The sequence below is a fragment of the Planctobacterium sp. R6 genome, from assembly GCF_055755215.1.
In genome coordinates this window covers 23,997-42,938 of sequence record NZ_JBVTQY010000039.1, presented here as the reverse complement: position 1 = coordinate 42,938, position 18,942 = coordinate 23,997, and the positions used below count along the sequence as shown (strand labels likewise).

At 47.0% G+C, this 18,942-nt stretch carries 16 protein-coding genes and 1 tRNA gene; 8 read left to right on the top strand and 9 right to left on the bottom strand.

Features of this window, described 5'->3' with window-relative positions; genetic code table 11:
• The first annotated feature begins 804 nt into the window (after window positions 1-804).
• The 3 genes from nadA (at window position 805) to AC0J20_RS19000 (ending at window position 4,264) form a co-directional block, all read left to right on the top strand.
• Entirely contained in the window at window positions 805-1,836 is a 1,032-nt protein-coding gene (nadA, locus tag AC0J20_RS19010) for a quinolinate synthase NadA (protein ID WP_473022938.1), read from the top strand.
• A gap of 346 nt (window positions 1,837-2,182) precedes the next feature.
• Window positions 2,183-2,273, top strand: a tRNA-Ser gene (locus AC0J20_RS19005).
• 428 nt (window positions 2,274-2,701) lie between these two features.
• Window positions 2,702-4,264, top strand: a complete 1,563-nt coding sequence (locus tag AC0J20_RS19000; protein WP_473022937.1) for a metallophosphoesterase — start codon at window positions 2,702-2,704, stop codon at window positions 4,262-4,264.
• Window positions 4,265-4,368: 104 nt separating this feature from the next.
• Here AC0J20_RS19000 and AC0J20_RS18995 read toward each other — a convergent pair whose 3' ends face one another.
• Window positions 4,369-5,064 carry an endonuclease gene (locus AC0J20_RS18995; RefSeq protein WP_473022936.1) on the bottom strand — a complete coding sequence of 232 codons (696 nt, stop codon included), beginning with the start codon at window positions 5,062-5,064 and terminating at the stop codon, window positions 4,369-4,371.
• A gap of 229 nt (window positions 5,065-5,293) precedes the next feature.
• Here AC0J20_RS18995 and pnp point away from each other — a divergent pair, with 229 nt between their 5' ends.
• The 5 genes from pnp to AC0J20_RS18970 all read left to right on the top strand — a co-directional run bounded on the left by pnp (window position 5,294) and on the right by AC0J20_RS18970 (window position 10,767).
• On the top strand, window positions 5,294-7,426 hold the full coding sequence (gene pnp / locus AC0J20_RS18990; RefSeq protein ID WP_229528829.1) for a polyribonucleotide nucleotidyltransferase: 2,133 nt from the start codon (window positions 5,294-5,296) through the stop codon (window positions 7,424-7,426).
• Window positions 7,427-7,510: 84 nt separating this feature from the next.
• Entirely contained in the window at window positions 7,511-7,810 is a 300-nt protein-coding gene (locus AC0J20_RS18985; protein WP_229528830.1) for a DUF1244 domain-containing protein, read from the top strand.
• A gap of 13 nt (window positions 7,811-7,823) precedes the next feature.
• Window positions 7,824-8,747 (top strand): lipoprotein NlpI, encoded by a 924-nt coding sequence (nlpI, locus tag AC0J20_RS18980; protein ID WP_473022935.1) that lies wholly within the window; start codon window positions 7,824-7,826, stop codon window positions 8,745-8,747.
• 62 nt (window positions 8,748-8,809) lie between these two features.
• A complete protein-coding gene (locus AC0J20_RS18975; RefSeq protein WP_473022934.1) occupies window positions 8,810-10,219 on the top strand; it encodes an SEL1-like repeat protein in 1,410 nt (469 codons plus the stop codon).
• Window positions 10,220-10,308: 89 nt separating this feature from the next.
• Entirely contained in the window at window positions 10,309-10,767 is a 459-nt protein-coding gene (locus tag AC0J20_RS18970; protein WP_229528833.1) for an acyl-CoA thioesterase, read from the top strand.
• A 4-nt stretch (window positions 10,768-10,771) separates the two neighbouring features.
• Here AC0J20_RS18970 and lipA read toward each other — a convergent pair whose 3' ends face one another.
• From lipA to mrdA, 8 genes are all read right to left on the bottom strand, one after another.
• A complete protein-coding gene (gene lipA, locus AC0J20_RS18965) occupies window positions 10,772-11,734 on the bottom strand; it encodes a lipoyl synthase (RefSeq protein ID WP_473022933.1) in 963 nt (320 codons plus the stop codon).
• Window positions 11,727-12,362: a lipoyl(octanoyl) transferase LipB gene (gene lipB, locus AC0J20_RS18960; protein ID WP_229528849.1), complete on the bottom strand. Its 636-nt coding sequence runs from the start codon at window positions 12,360-12,362 to the stop codon at window positions 11,727-11,729. The genes lipA and lipB overlap by 8 nt, the downstream gene beginning before the upstream one ends.
• 3 nt (window positions 12,363-12,365) lie before the next feature.
• Complete coding sequence (gene ybeD / locus AC0J20_RS18955; RefSeq protein WP_229528850.1) at window positions 12,366-12,629, bottom strand: DUF493 family protein YbeD; 264 nt, start codon at window positions 12,627-12,629, stop codon at window positions 12,366-12,368.
• Window positions 12,630-12,738: 109 nt separating this feature from the next.
• Window positions 12,739-13,911, bottom strand: a complete 1,173-nt coding sequence (locus AC0J20_RS18950; protein WP_229528851.1) for a serine hydrolase — start codon at window positions 13,909-13,911, stop codon at window positions 12,739-12,741.
• Between the two features lie 116 nt (window positions 13,912-14,027).
• Complete coding sequence (locus AC0J20_RS18945; RefSeq protein ID WP_473022932.1) at window positions 14,028-14,825, bottom strand: septal ring lytic transglycosylase RlpA family protein; 798 nt, start codon at window positions 14,823-14,825, stop codon at window positions 14,028-14,030.
• Between the two features lies 1 nt (window position 14,826).
• Window positions 14,827-15,858 (bottom strand): lytic murein transglycosylase B, encoded by a 1,032-nt coding sequence (gene mltB / locus AC0J20_RS18940; protein ID WP_473022931.1) that lies wholly within the window; start codon window positions 15,856-15,858, stop codon window positions 14,827-14,829.
• A 77-nt stretch (window positions 15,859-15,935) separates the two neighbouring features.
• Entirely contained in the window at window positions 15,936-17,054 is a 1,119-nt protein-coding gene (gene rodA / locus AC0J20_RS18935) for a rod shape-determining protein RodA (RefSeq protein WP_229528854.1), read from the bottom strand.
• Window positions 17,055-17,056: 2 nt separating this feature from the next.
• Entirely contained in the window at window positions 17,057-18,940 is a 1,884-nt protein-coding gene (gene mrdA, locus AC0J20_RS18930) for a penicillin-binding protein 2 (RefSeq protein ID WP_473022930.1), read from the bottom strand.
• Between the last annotated feature and the right edge of the window lie 2 nt (window positions 18,941-18,942).

Sequence of the window (18,942 nt, the reverse complement as noted above, 5' to 3'; positions counted from 1 at the left end):
GGTCGTTAGCTCAGTTGGTAGAGCAGTTGACTTTTAATCAATTGGTCGCTGGTTCGAATCCAGCACGACCCACCACTCAATCATCAGCATATATCAAAATCCCCGAAAGCAATTATTCAGTACTCGTTGAGTGCCGGATGAGAACCAGCGCGTTCGACAAATCGTAGGGAACGATTTGCACAGCCGATGTCGCATTATACGATTGCATCAAACATCCTTGTGATACGGTCCAGCCTGCACATCCGTGTGCAGTCGTTCAGGGCTAGCCGAGCTGCGGGCCCTCACTCGTCTCAAGACGCCCTTCACCCAGCACGACCCACCACTCAATCATCAGCATATATCAAAATCCCCGAAAGCAATTATTCAGTACTCGTTGAGTACCGGATGAGACAAGTTTGTCTGGAACAAACTTGAACGCACGAAGTGCGGCCCGAAGGGCGAAGGCAGGGATAGCCTAAGTAGCCAGCGCGTTCGATAAATCGTAGGGAACGATTTGCACAGCCGATGTCGCATTATACGATTGCAACAAACATCCTTGTGATACGGTCCAGCCTGCACATCCGTGTGCAGTCGTTCAGAGGGCCAGACCTTTGGTCCTGTAAACACCCTCTTCACCCATCCACAATGGCTCACCACTGTTATTCGATGATTTTCGGATCTATATTTGCATTTGCACTGCATATAGCCGGGTAATGGTTAAAACAGAAAGTCATAACAGATGACTAAAAAATAAACTGTTGATGCTGCTCTTTCGTATAGTTTCTAGTATAATCCGCACCCTTTTGAAACATGATGTGGTCTGATATGCAGCCGGCAAAAATAGATATCGATTATTCCTTTCCAGGTAAACCTGCCGTTTTAAGCGACGTGCAGCAATCTGCCTATAAGCAACGGATTAAAGCCTTGTTGCAAGAGAAAAATGCCGTTCTGATTGCTCATTACTACACCGACCCGGAAATTCAGGCATTGGCTGAGGAAACCGGCGGGTTTATTTCTGATTCATTGGAAATGGCTCGTTACGGTAAAAATGCGGCGCAAAACACCTTAATCGTGGCTGGTGTAAAGTTCATGGGTGAAACTGCCAAGATTCTGAGTCCTGAAAAAACGGTATTGATGCCGACCCTGGAAGCGACCTGCTCGTTGGATCTGGGTTGCCCGATAAAAGAGTTTGATGAGTTTTGTTCTGCTCACCCAGACAGAACGGTTGTGGTTTATGCTAATACCTCTGCAGCGGTTAAAGCGCGTGCCGATTGGGTGGTGACATCCAGCATCGCACTGGATGTGGTTGAACATCTGGATAGCCAGGGACAAAAGATTCTATGGGGACCAGATAGACACCTTGGCAATTATATCGCGAAGCAAACCGGTGCGGATATATTGATGTGGCAGGGGGAGTGTATTGTGCACGATGAGTTCTCTGCAAAAGCCTTACAAGACATGAAAAACGTCTATCCGGACGCTGCGATTCTGGTACACCCGGAATCACCGGCCAGTGTCGTAGAGATGGCTGACGCAGTAGGCTCAACTTCGCAATTAATTAAAGCTGCGCAAGAACTACCGAATCAGCAATTGATTGTCGCTACCGACAAAGGGATTTTCTATAAAATGCAACAGTTTGCGCCGGGTAAAACCTTTATTGAAGCGCCAACTGGCGGAAATGGGGCAACCTGCAGAAGTTGTGCACATTGCCCATGGATGGCGATGAATGGTCTTGCAGCGATAGAAAGTGCTCTCACGGACACCAGTGGTCATGAAATTTTTGTGGATGATGCACTGCGTGAAAAGGCGTTGATACCCTTAAATCGCATGTTGAATTTTTCAACAGCACGCAAGTAAAAAGAGGATAAACGGGCGGAATCTGGCCCTGGTTAGTGGGTTTTAATGGTGACAGGTGGCTAAATCGCCACTTAAGTCACATTTTCACAATTTTTACTTGATTCAGTGTTTTGAAACCCCTAACATACGCCACCTGTTTTGAGGTGCCTTGGCTGACTAATTTGTCAGGAACAAATTAGACCATGCGAAGCATGGCCCGAAGGGCGAAGGCAGGATGCCGGAGTAACGCGCACGAGTAACGCGCACGAGTAACGCGCACGAGTAACGCGCACGAGTAACGCGCACGAGTAGTGCGCCGACATGCAAACAACACCGAAGTTTGTATGTCACATAAAACAAGTTAATAGGTGAGATGGCTGAGCTGGCTGAAGGCGCACGCCTGGAAAGTGTGTTTAGGTTAACCCCTAACGAGGGTTCGAATCCCTCTCTCACCGCCATATAAACAAAGAGGCCCTGCTCGAAAGAGCAGGGCCTCTTTGTTTATATGTTGCTGAATGGATTCCGAACCCGGAGGGTTCGACCAGATTGCCGGGAGCAATCTGGAACGTCGCTTGCGATGGCCCGTAGGGCGAAATACATGGATGTATTTCGTAATCCCTCATCCTCTATTTCCTATGCCTAACACTCAATCAACAATTATCACATCAAGCGGGTTTTTTCGTATATGGCGGTGAGAAACTATGTGATATGCACAATAAGACAATCCGTCAACAGCAGCAGCCCCTTTAATAAATTCTCTCAATTGAAAAAGACAACTCTTTTCAGGTTTACTCATTCAACACGCAGTAGCCATTGCGGTAAATTTTTTCGCTCTTCGACAGTTTTCCTGCTATACCTTTTTGAAACACAAGGTTAAGGGAACACAATGCGAAACAACACTACAGGAAACAAGGTTAAATTCAGCTTTATTTTGGGTATCGTCGTCATGCTTTTTGGCGTGCTGGTATCTGCCCATGCCACTGCATCCGACACTAGTTACGGCAGTTATGTAATATTAGGGGAAGCTCCTTCCGGCGATGATATTGCCATTGCCCGCACCGTTATCAATATCAATGAAACCTGTCCGACTGTTTCAGAGGTAGGGGGTGACTCAGCTATTACCATGATCTCCCGGGACAATCCTAATCATTTCAGTGTATTAGTGTGCGAAGCGCTAGTTGAGTTTGATAAAAGCTATCAAATCAACTTTGCCACTGGGGCTGTGGAATTGCCCATAGCCAAGTCAAACCCGGAAAATATTCTGGTTTACGGTGATACCGGGTGCAGCCATTGCGCCACTGGTACTGCTGCGGAACCTTTCAAAACCTTGGCTGATGCAGGCGCCTCTGAAAAAGCAGATTTGGTCTTGCATATGGGGGATTTTAATTATCGCGGCACGTCTGGAAAAACTGCCTTCTCATGGTATCAGGACGGCAAGTGGCAGCAATCAGAGGAATATACCTATGATGCCGGCGATGGCGAATCGTTGGGACAGCACTGTGGTCAGGTACCAGGTCAAAGTTTCCTGAGTCAGTCTGCGAGTAATTCCAATCGACCGGATATCTGGGAAAACTGGTTGGATGATTTATTTCTGCCGGCTGACAACCTGATGGCCAGCGCCCCCTGGATTGTAGCGCGTGGTAATCACGAATTGTGCAGTCGGGCAGGGCCGGGGTATTTTTACTTTTTAGATCACAATACCCGCCTGACAGGCAGCAAACAACTCAGTTGCCCTATTCCTGATGCCAGTAAAGACGCTGAACACAATACAGTGCAAATTCCAAATTTTGTGGTGAGTTTTGAGCATCTGGATATTGCCGTAATTGACTCTGCCAATGCCTGCGACAATTCCAGTCAATCTCCGTTTACGCAAAAGTATAAGAAAGTGTTTAGTGATTTGGAGAATGAAGTTGGAGGAAACCCCGCCTGGCTGATGACCCATCGCCCGATATACGGTGTTGAGGGCCCTTCCTCACAAGCAGTTTCCTGTACGAGCAAAGGCGAATTCAGTTGCGTGAACCAGATGATGCAAGCCGCCATAAAACAACAGAAGTCTAAAACATTGCCTTCGGCGGTGGAGTTGATTTTCACAGGTCATATGCATCGCTTTGAAAGTGTGAGTTTTCCCGGTAGTAAAAGACCTCCTAATATTGTAGTGGGATCCAGTGGTGTGAGCCTGTCTTCCGGGGCACCTTATGGCGCAAATACTACTGAGGTAGATGGTGAAAAAGCGCTGGTACTCAGCACCTCAGATAGCCTGACACTAAATGGTGAGGACTATCAGTCTTTTGGTTACATGTCCGTGTCTGTGGCTGCTGATGGTTCCTGGCAGAGTCAGTTGATTAATCCTGATATACCCGTGGTGATCGCTACCTGTAACAGTCAACAAAACTTTGTTTCAGGTGTCTGCGAATTAGGTAAAGGCGTTTCAGTAGAGGCCAAACCCTAAGTCAAAATGGTGGAGCGTGCTGATTTTTGCTGCAAAATTGTGACGCAAAGAGCAGCACACTCTCGACTCAATGTCGTTTTTTGCTCCTGCAAAAAATTTCGGTTTTACTGGTCCGTAACAGCAGAAAATACCTCATCAGCAAAGCCGGGATTAGTAATAAACGGGTTTTCTTTGCCCTGTATTGCCATGATGCGTTCATTGCGCCAGGTTTCTTCGGCGTTTGGACGGTATCTTTTGTGCCACTTCAGCATCAGCGGTAACTGTCCGTAATCCGGTAATTGGTATTGCCAGATAAGGTAAAGCATAGAGCGGGCAATTTCGCCTTTGGCAAACTCTCTGGGCTCTATCCCCCTATCAAAAATCGTGAAATTACAGTAATTGGCTTCGCCGCTGTTTTTATCACTTTCAATAAACAAATAATGCTGTCTGAGCTGCAATGATTTTTCCGCAACCGGCCACAGGTTATGCAGGTCGGCACTGGCTTCCTTATATCGGGCATATTCACATTGATTTTCCGATGGGCAATTCATGGCATTGGCCATCCAGGCCATGGGATATACATGGCCAACCGTTACATCTTGCGAAGTGTTGTCGGACATTGCGCAATAAAGGGTGTGATGTTTTTCCGTATACAATTGCTGCCAGAAAACAGCGTTTTTGACGTGCTGAAATGGTGTCGTATTAGCGGCCACCACCGCAGGGATTGAAATAAGGCAAATAAAAACCAATGTTTTTAGCATTGAATTATTGAGTACTGAATGTCTGATGTGTTTGTAGTTTAAGTTGTGCAGCGCGGCCATGTAAAATTTTTGTGTCCGGATATGAACTTTCGCCAAAGGCTATAGATACCGGTTCACCTGCCAATTTGGACAGTTTGTTTGTTAACTAGTGGAATTGTTACAAATCCGTGACTCTGTCAGCGCAATAAAAATGCACTAAACTGGTCTTTTTGACTGTTTTTAATGCACAACACTAGCTATACTGTGCGCCGCAAAATGAAAGTAAAAGTAAGATATTAAAGGATACATTGTGACTCCTATTACAAAGACATTCCAATATGGAAAACATACAGTAACGCTGGAAACTGGTGTTATTGCTCGCCAGGCCACAGCAGCCGTAATGGCAAGCATGGACGACACAGCAGTTTTAGTGACTGTTGTTGGTAAAAAAGAAGCGAAAGCTGACCAGGATTTCTTCCCTTTAACCGTTAATTACCAGGAAAAAGCCTACGCGGCAGGTAAGATCCCCGGCGGTTTCTTCAAAAGAGAGGGCAGACCCTCTGAAAACGAAACACTTATTGCGCGGTTGATCGACCGTCCAATCAGACCTTTGTTCCCGGAAGGTTTTAAAAACGATGTTCAGGTAATTATTACGGTTGTTTCTGCTAATCCAGAAATTCCCACTGATATCATTTCAATGATCGGTACTTCCGCCGCACTTGCGATTTCAGGTATCCCGTTTAATGGCCCAATTGGTGCTGCGCGTGTTGGTTATCAGGATAACCAATATGTTCTGAATACCCTGGCTTCTGAGCAAGAAAACAGCCAGTTAGACCTGGTAGTAGCCGGTACGTCTAATGCGGTACTGATGGTTGAATCTGAAGCGGCTGTGCTGTCTGAAGAAGTGATGCTTGGTGCGGTTATGTACGGTCACCAGGAAATGCAGGCCGTTGTGAATGCCGTGAACGAGTTCGCTGCTGAAGTGAATACTCCTGCATGGGATTGGCAGCCACCGGTTGAAAATACCGAGTTAAAAGACAAGATCAAAGCAGCTGCAGAAGCTGAAATGGCTGCGGCTTATCAGATTTCTGACAAGCTTGAGCGTAAGGCAGCGGTTGATGCAACCACTGCAAAGGCCACTGCGGCGTTGCTTGAAGCTGATGCGGAGCTGGACGAAAAAGAAGTTCGTGAACTGTTACACGAACTGGAAAGTGACGTAGTGCGTTCACGCATTCTGGCGGGTGAGCCACGTATCGATGGTCGTGATCCACAAATGATTCGTGCCCTTGACGTATCTACTGGTATTCTGCCTCGAACTCACGGTTCAGCATTGTTTACCCGTGGTGAAACTCAGGCAATTGTTGCCGCCACTCTGGGTACTGAACGCGATGCACAGATGATTGATGAACTGAGTGGTGTTTCTAACAGCCGCTTCATGTTGCATTACAATTTCCCTCCTTACTGTGTTGGTGAAACCGGCATGGTGGGTTCGCCTAAGCGTCGTGAAATTGGTCATGGTCGTTTGGCAAAACGCGGTATTCAGGCTGTTATGCCAAGTGCCGAAGAATTCCCGTATGTGGTACGTGTGGTTTCTGAGATCACAGAATCAAACGGTTCTTCGTCTATGGCGTCTGTCTGTGGTACTTCGCTGGCATTGATGGATGCAGGTGTACCTATTAAAGCGTCTGTTGCGGGTATCGCGATGGGACTGGTTAAAGGTGATGAAAACTTTGTGGTTCTGTCAGACATCCTGGGCGATGAAGATCACCTTGGTGATATGGACTTTAAAGTAGCGGGTACAGCTGCGGGTATCACTGCACTGCAGATGGATATCAAAATCGAAGGTATCACCAAAGAAATCATGCAGATCGCGCTTAAGCAAGCGAAAGAAGCAAGATTGCACATTCTGGGCGTAATGGACCAGGCTATCGGTGGTCACAGAACAGACCTGTCTGAGTTTGCACCGCGTATCTACACCATGAAGATTGAGCAAGACAAGATCCGCGACGTGATTGGTAAGGGTGGTGCTACCATTCGCCAAATCACTGAAGAGTCTGAGTGTAACATCGAGATTGAAGATGATGGCACAATTAAGATTTTCGCGACTGAACTTGCCAAAGCTGAAAAAGCCATTGCGCACATTGAAGCTATCACGGCTGATATCGAAGTGGGTAAGGTTTACAACGGTAAAGTAACTCGTATCGTTGATTTCGGTGCATTTGTTGAAGTTTTACCTGGCAAAGAAGGCCTGGTTCACATTTCACAAATCGCTCACGAGCGCGTTAACAAGGTTGCTGATTACCTGAAAGAAGGCCAGATGGTTGATGTCAAGGTTATGGAAATTGACCGTCAGAACCGCGTACGCCTTAGTATCAAAGAGTTGCTGGAAAAGCCACAACCTGCTGAAGAGAAGCCGGCAGAAGAGGGCAACAGTGCTGAATAATTAATTCAGCCAATGACTACTTGAAATGGGAGCTTATGCTCCCATTTTTAGTTACATATTAATGCTTCCAGGATATGAAAAAATATGGATAAATCCTCTCAAGACAAAATCGAAGCCAAAGTGTTCCGCCAACTCCTGGCGCATTTAGATAATCATAAAGAAGTACAGAATATTGATTTAATGATTCTGGCTGATTTTTGTCGAAATTGCTTGTCAAAATGGTATGTTAAAGCCTCCGCTGAAGAGGGAATAGCGTTAGATTATGAACAGGCCAGAGAAATAGTTTATGGCATGCCATACTCTGAGTGGAAGGATAAACACCAATTACCCGCGACACCAGAGCAGTTAGCGGCCTACGAGGCTAAACAATCAAAGAAATCCTAAGTATCCGGACATAATGAAAAGAATCGCGCAAACTTTAAAATCCAGATTGTTATTACCAGGCGGCCTGTTAGTCGCTTTATTCAGTTTATCTGGTTGTGCCGTCAATACCGCCGTCGTTGATACGGACGACTCTCCCAGACAAATGGGGAACTTGCTGTTAGCTGAGCCTGCCCCGGCCAGCTTCAGAAGCCAAATGGCGCTGGCCAGATTGAATCAGGTCTTAACCGAAGTGGAGCAAATCAGCGACGAACAACGCGCCGAATTACTCTATCAACGCGGCACACTCTATGACAGCGTCGGTTTAAGAGGCTTAGCGCAATACGACTTTGACAGCGCCCTGAAATTCAAACCCGATATGGCTGAAGCGCATAATTTCATTGGTATTCACCATACGCAAAATGGTGATTTCATCCAGGCTTATGACGCCTTTGATTCCACCCTGGAAATTCAACCAGACCATGATTTTGCTTTGCTCAACCGGGGCATTGCCTTGTATTACGGCGGACGTCCTGAGCTGGCGGTACAGGATCTGGCACTGTTTTACCAGAAAGACAGGCATGATCCCTATCGTGCTTTGTGGCACTACATCATTGAACGTGAAATAGACAAAGAAAAAGCGGGGCAAACGCTACAGCTGGCGAGAGAGCAACTCAGTGATGAAAATTGGGCGACACAAATTGTGGATTTTTATCTGGGTAAGATTACCGAAAATCAACTGTTAGCGGTGCTGGTGAACGGGGTGACTTCTCAGGAGCAATTGACGGACAGACTCTGTGAAGCTTATTTTTATCTGGGCAAATACCATTCTGCCAATGACAAGTTTGGTAAAGCGTCTAATTATTTCAAACTAACGCTCAGCACGAATGTTTATCAGTATGTTGAACACCGGTATGCGCGCCTGGAGTTAAATCTGTTGCGCGAACAGAATTTCAATTAATTTCAAAACGGGCGTGAGTTATTTTTACAAAGCTGCTTCTTTTTCTTAAAGCAAAAGTTTATTTGCTTGTTCTGATCCTGTTAAGTGGGCAATTGCTTGGTTCCGGTTGCAGTTACGTGCCCCGGCTTTTGGCATGGGCCGAACAGGGTATTGAACCCGAAGTTAACTATTATGCGGCTTTCAAACTGGGCGAGCAAAGCGCTGCGTATAATTTGTTAGCAATAGCTGAACAAAGCAGCAGCCAACACTGGGTAAAGGTACTGGCGCAGAACGAGATACCGGAAGCGCGGTTTTATCTGGCAATGAACACTGAGAGCCCGTCAGAAAAAAGAATGCACCTGATGGCGGCCGGAGAACATGACTACGCCCCGGCATTGTTTGAGTTGGGCATACATGACAACACGCCTGAGTCTAAAGTTCATTTTCTCAACGCAGCCGCGCAACTGGATTACTTTCCGGCGCAGCGGGCTTTATATCAGTGGCACTGGTTTCATGAAGATTATAGCAGTGCACTACCCTGGTTAAAGAAAGTGGCACAGCAGGATGCCAAAGAAGCCACCACGCTGGCACTACATTTTTGGCGGAATCGCAATCGACAGGAAGCGCGGAACTGGCTGGATAAAGCTGCGAAAATGGGTTCGTCGGAGGCGGAAGCTTATCTCCATCTTATCGCGCGCTACTGGAACAAATCCGCAAAAACTCAGGTTCTGGCCGTTGAACCTCAACAATGCACTATGCAGTTACAGTTTGTTGCTACCTCACTGGATTCGATTAAACAGGCACACCAGTTCTACCAAACATTCCTTCAGGATGCGCAATTAGCGCCATTACCGATTTGTTTAAATCCCCCGGTCTGGATTGAGGATGCCGAATTTAATTGCCGCAGTCGCTCAGTTAACAACTACCGTATTGAGTGCCCGTTGCATTTTCTGGATAAAGTATTAACGCCTGACAACTTCACCCATCTGACTGTCTTTGCCAAACAAGGAAAGGCCAACGTCGTCAATGGCGTGATGTATCTCGATTTGGCTGACAAATACTCGGTATTTGTGCATGAACTGGCGCACTTTGTGGGGTTTGTAGATGAATATCCGTTAAGTGAGCAGTTTGCGCATTATTATTGTGATGGTGCACAGCAGTTCCCTAATCTGATCGTGGTACCTGAATCGCAAACTCTGGAGGATGTTTCCCTGGAATATTGGCAAGGGTTATCACAAGACCTGGTGCTTTCAAAAGCGAACACCTGTAAGAATCACAGCGCGCAGGCCTATAAATTCTCTGCGAAATTAACCTTTTTAGAGTTCCACGATACCGGCTACATTCCCGAAGTATACAAAGCTATCTGGCTTGAACGACTGCAATCCCGGCAACATCTGCGTACAGCGGCTCTTGATATCGCCCAGTCACTGGAGCAAGTGGGGAATGTTCCTGCTGCCCAAAAGTGGTGGCGGCGATACAACGAATGGCATTAAACGCATCAAATCACCAATACCTGGCTAAATTTATACTTCTCACCAATACTGAATAACAAACGTGAGCAAGGTTAAATAAGGTTTGGGACATGCAACATAAACGCGAAATTGATTTTAGATTTCTGGCTGAGCCTACCGATGTCAACTACGGTGGAAAAGTACACGGTGGAATGGTAATGAAGTGGCTGGATCAGGCTGGCTATGCCTGCGCTTCGCAATGGAGTGGGTGCTACTGTGTCACGGTGTCAGTGGGAGGAATTCGTTTTAAAAAGCCTATCCTGGTGGGACAAAAAGTGGTGCTGAATGCCAAAATTGTACACACCGGTAAAACCAGTATGCATATTTTTATCACGGTGAATGCCGGCGATCCCAAAGAGCTGGAATTACAGGAAACCTGTACCTGTATTATTTCGTTTGTGGCTATTGATGAGCAGGGGAGCACCGTGGAAGTGGATCGTTGGGTACCAGAAACCGAAGAAGACAAACTGCTGGAGCAGTTTGCCATTCATGCTAAGGATTTTTCTCAGAGGTTACAGGCAGAGTTATGAGAGCTTATTTAACTTCTTCACCCGCAGCCTGTTTATCAGCATGGTAACTGGAGCGTACCAGCGGACCGCAGGCGGCATGTAAAAAGCCAAGTGCATCTGCCTTGCGTTTAAGCGCATTAAACTCTTCTGGGTGCACATAGCGCTTCACCGGGTAATGGTGCTTACTGGGTTGCAGGTATTGGCCCAGAGTCAGCATGTCCACATCGTGAGCGCGCAGGTCTTCCAGTACCACTTCAATTTCCGGGATCTCTTCACCCATGCCCATCATCAGTCCGGACTTGGTGGCAACATCCGGGTGTTGCGCCTTAAATTTCTTTAACAGGTCCAGTGACCATTGATAATTTGCACCGGGACGACATTCCCGATACAAACGCGGAATGGTTTCCAGGTTGTGATTAAACACATCCGGTGCGCCATCTTTAAAGATTTCCAGCGCGCGGTCCATCCGGCCCCGGAAGTCTGGTACCAGTACTTCTATTTTCGTGGCTGGGCTGTGTTCGCGAATCGCGTTGATACAGTCCACAAAGTGCTGAGCACCACCATCGCGTAAATCATCTCTGTCAACAGAGGTGATAACCACGTATTTTAATTGCATTTCTGCGATGGTTTTTGCCAGTTTTAGCGGCTCTTCCGCACTGGGTGGTAGTGGTTTACCGTGCGCAACATCACAAAATGGACAGCGACGGGTACAGATGTCACCCAGGATCATAAAGGTGGCTGTGCCGTGATTAAAACATTCAGCCAGATTAGGACAACTGGCTTCTTCACAGACCGAATGGAGTTTATTGGCGCGCAGCGTTTTTTTGATATTTTCTATGCGATCAGTCGTGCGTGGTAATTTAATTTTTATCCACTCAGGTTTGCGCAACATCTCTGCCTTTTCGGTCGGAATGATGGTGATTGGTATGTGCTTTACTTTTTCATCATCGCGCAGTTTCACACCTGCAGCGGGTTTAGCATTACTCATTGAAACCTTCTATAAATTGTAAATCCTGAATGTTCAGTAAAGAACAAAATGCTTGCACAATGGCTTTGCCGGCGTCTTGCATGTTAGCTATGCCCCCTAATCGGGCACTGTCGGTCATTTCCAGTCCCTGATAACCACAAGGGTTTATGCGCTGAAAGGGTGCTAAGTCCATATTAACGTTAAACGCCAATCCGTGAAATGAACAGCCTTTGCGAATGCGCAATCCAACTGAGCAGACTTTCTGCTGGTTAACATATACTCCAGGTGCATCGGCCTTTGGATAGGCTTCAATACCATCTTTGCTAAGGGTGTTGACGATACATTGTTCCAGCGCAGTAACCAACTCTCTGACACCGGTTTTAAGCCTGCGAATATCTAATAAGATATACATCATTTGTTGACCCGGGCCATGGTAGGTCACTTGCCCACCACGATCTACCTGCACAATCGGAATATCACCCGGGGCTAAGATATGCTCTTCTTTACCGGCCTGACCTTGCGTAAACACCGGATTGTGTTCCACCAACCAGATTTCATCAGGCGTGTCTTTGTCACGGTTGTCGGTGAAAGACTGCATGGCATTCCAGATAGGAATGTAATCTTGTGTTCCTAATTGTCTGACAATCATCAATTACAAAACAACCCTGACCAGTTCCAGGTTCCCCAATTCTGTGTAGATGGTTTCCATGTGTTCTTTGCTGGTGACTCTGACACTGACAGAAACCGAATGATAATTACCTTTAGAGCTGGGCTTAATCGTTGGGTGATAATCACCCGGAGCGTGTTGCTGAAGACAAGCAATTACATCCAGCGGAAGTTGTTCCCCGGCCACACCCATAACTTTAAACGTCTGGTTGCAGGGAAAATCCAGTAGTTCATCAAAACGCGTATCCATGACTTCTACTCAAATAAAACAAAATAGCCTGTCATTATACCTGAATGTAATCGGATGAGATATATAAACGCTGGGAGTCGCCCCGGGCGGGGCGACAAAAAGTGGAATCTTAATTGTCCATACCTAGTTTGAGCTTGATGTAATCGGTCATGCGATCAAAAAAGCCCCCTTCAGCGACAGACTGCAGCGTAACCAATGGATACTCGGCAATGTCTTCACCTTCCAGTTGCAGGTACAGGGTGCCGACTACTTCGCCTTTTTCCAGCGGTGCTTCAAGCTTTTTGTTTAGTTCAAAATTCGCCTGCAGGTTTTTGCGTTGGCCTCTGGGGATGGTGATCGGGGTATCTACGGTGATGCCTAAATCTACGGTATCGCGATCGCCCATAAAAATACGATGGGAAACAAAACTTTCCCCTGCGGTGTAAGGCGTTATGGTTTCAAAGAAGCGGAAACCGTATTTTAATAACTTTTTATTTTCAACTTTGCGGGCTCTTTCGCTCTCCGTTCCCATTACCACGCTGATCAAGCGCATATCATCCTGTGTACCTGAGGTAATAAGGCTGTAACCAGCATCGGATGTGTAGCCAGTTTTAATGCCGTCTACACTCATACTGCGATCCCACAACAAACTATTGCGGTTGTATTGCTTTATGCCGTTATAGGTAAACTCTTTAACTGAGTAATATTTGTAGGCTTCCGGCACATCGCGGATCAGGGCTTTAGCCAACAGCGACATGTCGCGCGGCGAGGTGTAGTGGCTTTCGTCGTGCAGTCCGTGACTGTTCACATAATTGGTGGAACTCATGCCTAGTTTGGCGGCATAGGAGTTCATCATGGTGGCGAATGCAGATTCGCTTCCGGCAATATGTTCAGCCATGGCAACGCAAGCATCATTGCCACTTTGCACCACAATGCCGTGGATAAGGTCTTCAACGGAAACCTCTGTGCCTACTTCGATAAACATCTTAGATGAATCAGGGAAGTTCTTAGCCCAGGCGTTTTCGGAGATCGTCACCATATCGGTCAGGGCAATATTCCCGGCATTTAACTCCTGACCGATAACATATAAGGTCATCATTTTAGTCAGGCTGGCGGGATTCAGTCTGATATCGGCATTTTGTTCCGAAATAATGTGCCCGGTTTGATAATCCAGGAGAATGTGACCCTGGGCATTGACCTCAGGGGCGGGAGGCACAATGACTGCTGCAATACTGTTTGAAATGGCACTCACAGAGAGCGCGACAGCGGCAACAAAAGAATAAAGCTTGTTGTTTCTTAACATTTTCAATCCGACTTTATAGGTTGCTGTTTGATCTCATCCGTTGAGACTGAGAAAATTCGCCGTAATATAACAGATCCCTACGACGTAATAAAAAACCATTCGTTAAAATTTGTGTGTCAGTCTGCAGCCACTAATTTATAAGCCTCAGAAAAACCACTGCTTCTTAATTCCTGCAATAATTTTTCCGGGTCGATATCACTGCTCAGTGGACCCAGCCTCAAACGAAACACACCTCCGGCTTCCGGCGTATGAGTGGGTACCTGATAAAGCTGTGCTAACCCCTTAGCCAGTTCAGACACTTTCTGGCTGTCTGAAAGCGCGGCAACCTGAATAAAGGTGCCTTTTTGTTCCGGCGTTTTTGAAGGTGTTTGCTGCACTTTACCAATGGTCACTACGCCCGCTTCGTCAACGTGAATGACTTCCAGTTTCACCTGGGCCGTACCGGTTTTCAGCACATCCAGTTTTTTTGCGGCCGCCCACGACAAGTCGATAATTCGGTTGTTGTGGAATGGCCCGCGATCATTCACCCGAACGATGGCAGTTTTGTTATTTTGGGTATTCGTGACTTTTACAAAAGAGGGCAGCGGCAGGGTTTTATGCGCTGCTGTCATGTCATACATATTGTAAATTTCACCATTCGCGGTCAGGTGGCCGTGAAACTTTTGGCCGTACCAGGATGCCTCGCCCTCAGCTTCGTAACCTTTGCCCTCCGGAATAGGGAAATAATGCCTGCCCAACACGGTATAGGGACGATTGTTGGCCTCTTTATATTCCACATATTGTGGTTGTGCATCATTGAGGCTGACCTCCAGCGGCGTTTGCCGGGGGGCTGAATCGTGTTTTTGGCTGTAGCGATCGGTAGCCACACAGCCTGTAAATAACAGGGCTAACGATAAGACCAGTAAGCGTTCCATATCACTGCCTCTGCATCGCTGCTCTGAGTTGTTCACTGAGTTTGAATACCACCATGGCATATAGCGGGCTATGGTTGTAGCGGGTAATCACATAGAAGTTATCCAGTACTACCCAATACTCTTTTCCTTCTTCCAGCTCCAAAGCCAATAGTTTTGCCGGGGTATCGGGTGATGGCTGGATAGTATCTTGTAACAGAACTCCGGCTTCAGAGAGTTCTTTCCAGCTATGATTGATTCTTAAGTCACTTTCTACCAGTTCCAGCGCTTGCTCATTTCCGATACTGGCTTTGAAAGCCACAGCTTCGCCGGTTTGCCATTTGTGTTGTTTAAAGTAATTGGCCACACTACCAATTGCATCTACGGGGTTGTTCAATAGGTCTCGCTGACTGTCACCGTCAAAATCAATGGCGTAATGGCGATAGCTGGAGCTGATAAACTGTCCCCAACCCATGGCACCCGCATAAGAGCCTCTGGCTGCCAGTGGGTCCCAGCCTTCTTCACTTACCAGCTTTAGATATTGGCCCAGCTCCTTCTTAAAGAAAGCTGCGCGAGGTGGATAGTGAAAACCCAGCGAATACAAGGCATCTAAAACAGAATAGGTGCCGGTATAGGAACCATAAAACGTTTCCACACCGATAATGGCGACAATAATGTGAGCCGGGACGCCTAGTTCAGCTTCTGCTCTGGCCAGCGTTTTTTGGTGTTTTTGCCAAAACGCGAGGCCGCGTTCCAGGCGTTTTTCGGTTAAAAATATCGGATAGTACTGATACCAGGGTTTCGCTTCCCAGGGACGGGCAATGGCTTCTAATACTGTGGAATTTATACTGGCGGCGTTAACTGTATCTCTGACAAATTTGCCATCCAGCCCATACTCCTCAATGGTATCTGTGATGAATTGTTCTACTTCCTGTTCAGTGGCAACGGGATCGTTGCTTTCCTGAGGAGCCGCATAACTTAAGGTGGCCGCAGTCAATGACACACAGCCGAACAGGGCAAGCTTAAGTTGCCTTATTGATTTTTTTAGCGCACACATGCCAATAGCCTCTGTTTACTGGGGATTTTGTTATTGTTGTTATCCCGCATTGCTTTGGTCTGATTTTTATTGGGCGATTATTCCCGCGAAAGTAACTTTCGCCTTGTCGCCACTGACATAAGAATGCCAAATCCTGCCATTAATGTCACCATTGATGTTCCACCATAACTCACTAAAGGCAATGGCACACCAACAACCGGCAATATTCCGGATACCATGCCCATATTCACAAACACGTAAACGAAGAAGGTAAGGGTGATACTGCCTGCCAGTAATTTACTGTATGCTTCCTGTGCTCTCATGGCGATATACATGCCCCTGGACACTATAAATAAATACAGGCAAATCAATAATATGACACCAAGAAACCCAAATTCTTCGCTAAACACAGAAAAAATAAAATCCGTGTGGCGTTCCGGTAAAAACTCCAGTTGTGATTGCGTGCCCTGTAGCCAGCCTTTACCTTCCATGCCACCTGAGCCAATGGCAATTTTGGACTGAATGATGTGATAACCTGAACCCAAGGGGTCAGATTCGGGATTCAGAAAAGTTAAAACCCGCTGTTTTTGATAATCCTTCATTAAAAAGAACCACAAAATGGGCGTAAATGCCGATACTGCGACGGCAAAGAAGCTGAGTAATTTCCAGCGTATACCGGCCAGAAATATGGCAAAAATGCCCGAGCTTGCGATCAGCAATGAGGTACCTAAATCGGGTTGTTTGGCAATCAGTAATGTGGGCGTGACCACTAAAACTAATGCCGCTAAAACATTGAGAGTGCGCGGCGGCAGATCTTTACGGCCGATATACCAGGCTACCATCATGGGTACGGCCAGCTTTAACAGTTCTGAAGGTTGGAAGCGGAAAAAACCTAAATCTAACCAGCGCTGCGCACCTTTACCGGTTACCCCGATCACCAGAACGGCCACCAGTAGCAATACACCAACGATATAGACATACACCGAAAGTCGGCGGAACACAGTAGGAGAGACCTGCGCTAACAAAAACATCACTGTTGTGGCCAGTCCAAGCCGAATTATCTGGCGCTGCACCAGATCCCAGTCTTGTCCACCCGCAGAATAGATGGTAAACAGACCCACTATCATCAGGGTTAATAAACCCAATAACAATGGCCCATCCAGATGAAGTTTATACAGGAACGACTGATTTCTGGCGTCCATTTTTTCAGAATTCATTGTTAGTTATTCCTGTTTTGCGCCAGGGTGGCGTTACCTTCACCAAAATACTGGTCCATGATCATTCTGGCGATTGGCCCTGCCTGAGCACTGCCACTACCGGCATTTTCCAGCGCAACGGCAACCACAATTTCCGGATCGTCGTAGGGGGCAAAACCTACGTACATGGCATTGTCGCGATGACGTTCGTCTAATTTTTCCGCATCGTATTTTTCGCCCTGAGCGATGGATACCAACTGAGCAGTACCGGTTTTACCGGCAGACAGGTAACTGGTGTTCTTAAAGGAATTGCGACCTGTGCCTTTTTCTCTGTGGTTTACACCATACATGGCATCCAGAACAATGTGCCAATTAGTCATATCTGCAACTTCGATGGGCTCCCGGATTTTAGGTTCCGCCACAACCGTTTGTCCTTCCTGATGTATACCCCGGAAGATCTGCGGAACGTAACGGGTGCCATGGTTAACCAGCGCCGTAACTGAACTGGCCAGTTGCACCGGTGTTGCCGTCCAGGGCCCCTGACCAATGCCTACAACAATGGTGTCACCCATATACCAGGGCTCCCCCATACGGGCTTTTTTCCAGCCTCGCGAAGGTAAAATAGCGCTGGATTCTTCGTAAAGATCTAATCCGGAGTATTCACCAAAACCAAACTGAGCCATGTAACCACTGATTTCATCAATGCCCATACGGTAGGCCAGATCGTAAAAGAAGGTATCGCAGGATTGTTCTATCGCATCAGTGACGTTGACATGGCCATGCCCCCAGGATAACCAGTCGCGCCATTTATGGGTGACATTTTTGAGGGTAAAGACACCGCGATCAAAGATTTGTGTATCTAATCTGATGTGTTTGTTCTCCAGTCCCAGCAGGGCCAGGTGTGGTTTTACTGTTGAGGCCGGAGGATATTGACCTTGTGTGGCGCGGTTGATAAGCGGCTTATCGGCAGAATTCAGCAATGCGCTGTAGTTCTTACGACTGATACCATGTACAAATAGGTTGGGATCATAGGCCGGATTACTATACAAGGTCAGCACTCCGCCATCGCGCGCATCCAGTACCACCACCGCGCCGCGATTACCGGCTAAGGCCTGCTGCGCGACTTTTTGCATTTCGACATCGATGTTGACCGTGATGTCTTTGCCTGGCACTGGCGGGACAAAGTTCAATGTGCGGATAATTCGCCCCTGATTATTCACTTCGACTTCCTGAGAGCCCACCTGACCGTGCAACAACGACTCGTGATATTTCTCAATGCCCAATTTGCCGATGTCGTATGTGGCTGCATAGTTTGCTTCCTGACCGGCTTCCTGAAGTTTCTTTAAATCTTTTTGATTAATTTTTGAGACGTAACCCAGTACATGGGTCAGCGTGTCGCCATGCGGATAGTAGCGGGTCAGTCGGGCTTCGATTGATACGCCCGGAAAACGATGTTGATGGGCAGAGAATTGCGCCACACTCTGTTTACTCAATCTGTTCAACAGGGTTACAGGTTTAAATCGCCGTTGACCGCGATAGTCTTTATAAAAATCCTCTACATCGCTGTCAGAAATATTTAAAAGTTGCGCCAATTCAGTGACGGTTTGTTCCAAGTTTTTGATTTCATTGGGCACTAACTGCAGGCTAAACACGGGCCTGTTTTCTGCCAGCAGCACGCCATTGCGATCGTAGATAAGGCCTCTGTTTGGAGCTACAGGGAGTACTTTTATACGATTGCCGTTAGAGCGGGTTTGATAATCGTCGTAGCGTGTTACCTGTAAGTGGTATAGATTAAACAGTAAAGCGGACGCCATCATGGTAATGATGATCAGAGCGATGAAGGAGCGTCGCGCAAACAGATTGGCTTCTGCGGAATGGTCCCGTATGACTACGCGCTTTGGCGCCATTA

Excerpts from the sequence above, each read along its gene's own strand:
- nadA (WP_473022938.1), top strand. The coding sequence starts at position 805 with ATGCAGCCGGCAAAAATAGATATCGATTATTCCTTTCCAGGTAAACCT.
- AC0J20_RS19000 (WP_473022937.1), top strand. The coding sequence starts at position 2,702 with ATGCGAAACAACACTACAGGAAACAAGGTTAAATTCAGCTTTATTTTG.
- AC0J20_RS18995 (WP_473022936.1), bottom strand. The coding sequence starts at position 5,064 with ATGGCCGCGCTGCACAACTTAAACTACAAACACATCAGACATTCAGTA.
- AC0J20_RS18985 (WP_229528830.1), top strand. The coding sequence starts at position 7,511 with ATGGATAAATCCTCTCAAGACAAAATCGAAGCCAAAGTGTTCCGCCAA.
- nlpI (WP_473022935.1), top strand. The coding sequence starts at position 7,824 with ATGAAAAGAATCGCGCAAACTTTAAAATCCAGATTGTTATTACCAGGC.
- AC0J20_RS18970 (WP_229528833.1), top strand. The coding sequence starts at position 10,309 with ATGCAACATAAACGCGAAATTGATTTTAGATTTCTGGCTGAGCCTACC.
- lipA (WP_473022933.1), bottom strand. The coding sequence starts at position 11,734 with ATGAGTAATGCTAAACCCGCTGCAGGTGTGAAACTGCGCGATGATGAA.
- lipB (WP_229528849.1), bottom strand. The coding sequence starts at position 12,362 with ATGATTGTCAGACAATTAGGAACACAAGATTACATTCCTATCTGGAAT.
- ybeD (WP_229528850.1), bottom strand. The coding sequence starts at position 12,629 with ATGGATACGCGTTTTGATGAACTACTGGATTTTCCCTGCAACCAGACG.
- AC0J20_RS18950 (WP_229528851.1), bottom strand. The coding sequence starts at position 13,911 with ATGTTAAGAAACAACAAGCTTTATTCTTTTGTTGCCGCTGTCGCGCTC.
- AC0J20_RS18945 (WP_473022932.1), bottom strand. The coding sequence starts at position 14,825 with ATGGAACGCTTACTGGTCTTATCGTTAGCCCTGTTATTTACAGGCTGT.
- mltB (WP_473022931.1), bottom strand. The coding sequence starts at position 15,858 with ATGTGTGCGCTAAAAAAATCAATAAGGCAACTTAAGCTTGCCCTGTTC.
- rodA (WP_229528854.1), bottom strand. The coding sequence starts at position 17,054 with ATGAATTCTGAAAAAATGGACGCCAGAAATCAGTCGTTCCTGTATAAA.
- mrdA (WP_473022930.1), bottom strand. The coding sequence starts at position 18,940 with ATGGCGCCAAAGCGCGTAGTCATACGGGACCATTCCGCAGAAGCCAAT.